Here is a 577-nt window from a genome sequence, read left to right on the forward strand (position 1 = left end):
AATCTCCTCGCCCTTAATGCAGCAATTGAGGCTGCAAGGGCAGGAGAGCATGGCAGAGGGTTTGCCGTTGTTGCGGACGAGGTCAGAAAGCTTGCCGAGGAGAGCAGAAAGAGCACGGAGGAGATTGATGAGATAGTCAGGAACGTTCAGGAGGAGACAAGAAAGGTCATTGAGGCAACGAGGAAGGTCAAGGAGAGCAGCATGCAGGGAAGTGATGGCATAGAAAAGGCACTGGCCAAAGCAGGAGAGATCGCAGAGTCTGTCAGCAGGATAAATGAGATGCTGAGGACTGTTGCTGCAAGCGCAGAAGATGGACTGGCAAGGATAGAGCAGATCGCAAGGAACTTCGAGGAGGTTGCATCAACAGCGGAGGAGAATGCTGCCAGCAGCGAGGAAACTTCCGCAGCCATAGAGGAGCAGACCGCAGCCATACAGCAGGTCAGCATGGCAATGGAGAGGGTGAGTGCAATAGCCAGCCAGACCCTCCAGGTTCTGATCGAGAACTTCAAGATATTTGACTCCACGGGCAATGACGTTTCAAGGGATTACGCTGAAATGATGGCAAATGGGGGGAGAA

The 577-nt window shown here is 53.0% G+C and carries 1 protein-coding gene; it reads left to right on the forward strand.

Annotated elements, in window-relative coordinates:
• Window positions 1-577: methyl-accepting chemotaxis protein (locus JFQ59_RS12330; RefSeq protein WP_230972515.1), on the forward strand; the 577-nt coding region annotated here is incomplete at both ends.

The sequence above is a fragment of the Archaeoglobus neptunius genome (genome assembly GCF_016757965.1).
GTDB classification, from domain to species: domain Archaea; phylum Halobacteriota; class Archaeoglobi; order Archaeoglobales; family Archaeoglobaceae; genus Archaeoglobus; species Archaeoglobus neptunius.